This window comes from Nocardia asiatica NBRC 100129, from assembly GCF_000308415.1.
Lineage (GTDB): Bacteria > Actinomycetota > Actinomycetes > Mycobacteriales > Mycobacteriaceae > Nocardia > Nocardia asiatica.
On record NZ_BAFS01000092.1, the window covers coordinates 1 to 4010 of the forward strand.

Below are 4010 nucleotides of genomic sequence, written 5' to 3' on the forward strand. Positions count from 1 at the left end.
TCGTTTTGCTTCGCTCGAAACCTGGGGTGGGGGTGCGGTGGGCGCGTCAGAGGAGGTCGCTTGGTGCCGCTGCGCGGGTCTTTCAGGGCGGATTGCGTGGGCGGTTCGGTGTGGCGGCGGTCGCTGGTGGCTGCGTCGTGGGCGCGGCGGCCGCGCAAACGCGAGCCGGGCCGCGAAGGGTGGGTGTTCGGTTTCGCTTCGCTCGAAACGCGCGGTCGAGGTCGTGTGGTTCCGTGGGTTGGGGGCGTCGCGGTTCCCGGAGACAGCGTGGGGCGGTGGGCCGGTTTATGGGTGCGGCCGCGGTTGCAGGGCGTCCCAGCCGTCGGCGGTGCCGTCGTGGCGCTGGGCGAGGCCGGCCATGCGCGAGCGCTCTTGGGCGCAGTGCAGTGCGTCCAGCAGTTGCACTCGCTGGAGGATCACCGTTTCCAGCGGGTCGGTGCCGGGGCCGCTCACCTGGGGCGCGGGGGAGTACCCGTCCTGCGCGGCGATCGCGCAGACGGTGGCCACGTGCTCGGGCGGGATGCGCAGGTGGTGCCGCAGCACCACCGGTGCGTCCGGCGTCAGGCCGCTCGCGCGCGCCAGTGCGGCCGAGCAGGCCTCGGCGTCGTCGAACCCGGACGCGACCAAGACCAGGTCCGCTCGATCGGGGTCCAGCGCCGTCTGCCGGTCGCGCCGGAACAGCCGCTGCCACAGTCGCGGTGCCACATGAGCCTCCATCTCAGGTTCTCCTTACCCTTGCCTGTCATGCTGGCCCGGCTCTCCTCCGCGCGCGCCACCTGTTCCCGGCTCGCACACGATGTCCGGCCGCGCCCTCGCCTGGTCGAGAGCATGTCCCGTCCTGCGTTTTCGGACACGAAGGAACGAGTTTCGTACCCGGGTACTGCCGTCGTACTACGACGAGTCATACTTACCCCCGTGACGACCGCAGTAGGGACCCCAGGATCGGCCATTACCCAGCGTGTGCATTCGCTGAACCGGCCCAACATGGTCAGCGTCGGTACCATCATCTGGCTGTCGAGCGAGCTGATGTTCTTCGCCGGCCTTTTCGCGATGTACTTCGTCGCGCGCGCGCAGGCGAACGGTCACTGGCCGCCGGAGCCGACCGAACTGAACCTCAAGCTGGCCGTGCCGGTCACGGCCGTGCTGGTCGCGTCGTCGTTCACCTGCCAGATGGGCGTGTTCGCCGCCGAGAAGGGCGACGTGTTCGGCCTGCGGCGCTGGTACGTGGTCACCTTGGCGATGGGTACGTTCTTCGTCCTCGGCCAGGGCTACGAGTACATGAACCTGGTGCACGAGGGAACGTCGATCTCCAGCAGCGCCTACGGCTCGGTGTTCTACATCACCACCGGCTTCCACGGTCTGCACGTGATCGGCGGTCTGATCGCTTTCGTCTTCCTGCTGGTGCGCACCAAGGTCAGCAAGTTCACACCCGCGCAGGCCACCGCGGCGATCGTCGTCTCCTACTACTGGCACTTCGTCGACATCGTGTGGATCGGGTTGTTCGCCACGATCTACTTCGTCCGCTGATCGTGGACGCCGCGCCGCCCAGCGGGCGCGGTGAGACCCCAGATCTTTCGCAGAAGTCGGTTCCGTCTACTCCAAAGGGACTACAGATGAGTTCATCTCCCCCGTCAGCGCCAGAGCCCGCCAGCCCCGGGAACGGCCAGGCCAGCAAGACGCGCAGGCAGCGCCGCGTTCGCCGCCGCATCGCGGGCGGGCTTGCGCTGCTGGTGGGCCTCGTCGGAGCAGGCTTCCTGGCATCGGCCCTGACGCCGGACCCGCAGCGCGCTACCGCGCACGAGGACCAGTCCGCGCTGATCCGCGAGGGCCAGCAGCTCTATGAGACGTCCTGCATCACCTGCCACGGCGCGAACCTGCAAGGTGTGGTCGACCGCGGTCCCAGCCTGATCGGCGTCGGCGAGGCCGCCGTCTACTTCCAGGTGTCCTCCGGCCGCATGCCGATGGCTCGCAACGAGGCCCAGGCGCAGCGCAAGCCGCCGAAGTTCGACGCCCACCAGACCGACGCGCTGGGCGCGTTCGTGGCGGCCAACGGCGGCGGTCCGACCGTGATCCGCGACGCCGACGGCGAGGTGGCCCAGGAGTCGCTGCGCGGCGCCGACATCGCCCGCGGGTCGGAGCTGTTCCGGATGAACTGCGCGTCCTGCCACAACTTCACCGGACGCGGCGGCGCCCTGTCCTCCGGTAAGTTCGCGCCGCCGCTGGCGCCCGCCAGCGAGCAGCAGATCTACGCGGCGATGCTCACCGGCCCGCAGAACATGCCGAAATTCTCCGACCGCCAGCTGAGCTCGGAGGAAAAGCGCGACATCGTCGCCTACGTCAAGAACGCCAGCGAGGAGCACAGCCCGGGCGGCTGGGACCTCGGTGGCTTCGGTCCCGCGACGGAGGCGCTGGCCATCTGGGTGGTCGGCATCACGCTCGTGGTCGGCGCCGCGATGTGGATCGGATCCCGGTCATGACCGGTCAGCGCCCGGCAGCGGTAGCTCGCGTGACCATGGATGCCACCCCGGTCATGCCGAAAGGACACAGGTCATGAGCGAGAAGGAGCGAGACGAGATGGGTCGGCCGGATGAAGGCCACGACGCGCACCAGTCGAAGGAGCAGCCGGTGAACGCCGCTGCGGCGGAGCCGACCGAGGCCGACCTCGACAAGATGTCGCGCGACGAACTGGTCAAGCTCGGTACCGAGCGCGACGGCGTCGACGTCGCCTACCGCCGCGAGCGCTTCCCGATCCCGGGCACCCGGGCGGAGAAGCGGGCCGAGCGCGCGGTGACCTTCTGGTTCGCGGTGTCCGGCATCGCGGCCGCCGCGCTGGTCGGCGTGTTCCTGTTCTGGCCGTGGGAGTTCAAGGGCAAGGACGAGGAGGGCCACGGGCTCTACTCGCTGTTCACTCCGCTGGTCGGGCTGACCTTCGGCATCTCGGTGCTGGTCATCGGCGTCGCGGTGGTGCTGATCCGCAAGCTGTTCATCCCCGCCGAGCTGTCCATCCAGCAGCGGCACGACGGTCCGTCGCCCGAGGTCGAGCGCCGCACCCTGGTGGCCGAGCTGCAGGACGCGCTGGACACTTCCACCCTCGGCCGCCGCAAGATGATCACCCGCACCGCGGGCGCGGGCGTCGGCGTACTCGGTATCGGCGCGCTGCTGGTGTTCGTCGGCGGCATGATCAAGAACCCGTGGGCCAAGGGCGACAAGTCGCCGCTGTGGGTCTCCGGCTGGACCCCGGACTACCCGGGCGAGACCATCTACATCCGCCGCGACACCGGTCGCCCGGACGACGTTGTCCTGGTGCGTCCGGAGGATCTGGACGCGGGCGCCATGGAGACGGTGTTCCCGTGGAAGGAGAAGTGGCGCGGCGACGAGCACGCGACGCTGGATTCCCTGCGCGGCATCCGCAACGCGGTCATGCTGATCCGCCTGCGCACCGAAGACGCGCAGAAGGCGATCAAGCGCAAGGGCCAGGAGAGCTTCAACTTCGGCGACTACTTCGCCTACTCGAAGATCTGCACCCATCTCGGCTGCCCCACCTCGCTGTTCGAGCAGCAGACCAACCGGATCCTGTGCCCGTGCCACCAGTCGCAGTTCTCCGCGACCGAGTGGGGCAAGCCGGTCTTCGGTCCCGCCGCTCGGGCGCTGCCGCAGCTGCCGATCACCATCAACGCTGAGGGCTTCCTGGTCGCCAACGGCGACTTCATCGAGCCGCTCGGCCCGGCCTACTGGGAGCGCCGTTCATGAGTCCTTCTGTCGCAGCCCAAGCCAGCGAGGCGGACGAGCGGTATCGCGCCGCCGCCTTCATGAAGCGGTCGATCAACAAGGTCTTCCCGACCCACTGGTCGTTCCTGCTCGGCGAGATCGCGCTCTACAGCTTCATCATCCTGCTGCTGTCGGGCGTCTACCTGACCCTGTTCTTCGACCCGTCCATGAGCCACGTCGTGTACGACGGCGCGTATCAGCCGTTGCGCGGCGTGACCATGTCGCGGGCCTACGAGACCGCT

Annotated in this window: 4 protein-coding genes and 1 pseudogene; 4 read left to right on the forward strand and 1 reads right to left on the reverse strand. The window is 68.7% G+C overall.

The genetic code is table 11. From position 1 onward, the window contains the following. Window positions 1–285 precede the first annotated feature (285 nt). Window positions 286–717, reverse strand: a complete 432-nt coding sequence (locus ON27_RS09385) for a hypothetical protein (RefSeq protein WP_043722622.1) — start codon at window positions 715–717, stop codon at window positions 286–288. A gap of 198 nt (window positions 718–915) precedes the next feature. Between ON27_RS09385 and ctaE the strand changes: the two genes are divergently transcribed. The 4 genes and pseudogenes from ctaE to ON27_RS09405 all read left to right on the forward strand — a co-directional run. Further along, a complete protein-coding gene (gene ctaE, locus ON27_RS09390; protein WP_043722627.1) occupies window positions 916–1527 on the forward strand; it encodes an aa3-type cytochrome oxidase subunit III in 612 nt (203 codons plus the stop codon). An 86-nt stretch (window positions 1528–1613) separates the two neighbouring features. Then, window positions 1614–2477 carry a cytochrome bc1 complex diheme cytochrome c subunit gene (gene qcrC, locus ON27_RS09395; protein WP_083887459.1) on the forward strand — a complete coding sequence of 288 codons (864 nt, stop codon included), beginning with the start codon at window positions 1614–1616 and terminating at the stop codon, window positions 2475–2477. A gap of 97 nt (window positions 2478–2574) precedes the next feature. After that, window positions 2575–3750 carry a cytochrome bc1 complex Rieske iron-sulfur subunit gene (gene qcrA / locus ON27_RS09400; protein WP_373282756.1) on the forward strand — a complete coding sequence of 392 codons (1176 nt, stop codon included), beginning with the start codon at window positions 2575–2577 and terminating at the stop codon, window positions 3748–3750. Further along, window positions 3747–4010: pseudogene (locus ON27_RS09405) on the forward strand (cytochrome bc1 complex cytochrome b subunit); the annotation flags it as partial. The gene qcrA and the pseudogene ON27_RS09405, both read left to right, overlap by 4 nt.

Bases quoted from the DNA above. Each gene is read 5' to 3' on its own strand.
- ON27_RS09385 (WP_043722622.1), bottom strand. From the start codon at position 717: ATGGAGGCTCATGTGGCACCGCGACTGTGGCAGCGGCTGTTCCGGCGC.
- qcrC (WP_083887459.1), top strand. From the start codon at position 1,614: ATGAGTTCATCTCCCCCGTCAGCGCCAGAGCCCGCCAGCCCCGGGAAC.
- qcrA (WP_373282756.1), top strand. From the start codon at position 2,575: ATGGGTCGGCCGGATGAAGGCCACGACGCGCACCAGTCGAAGGAGCAG.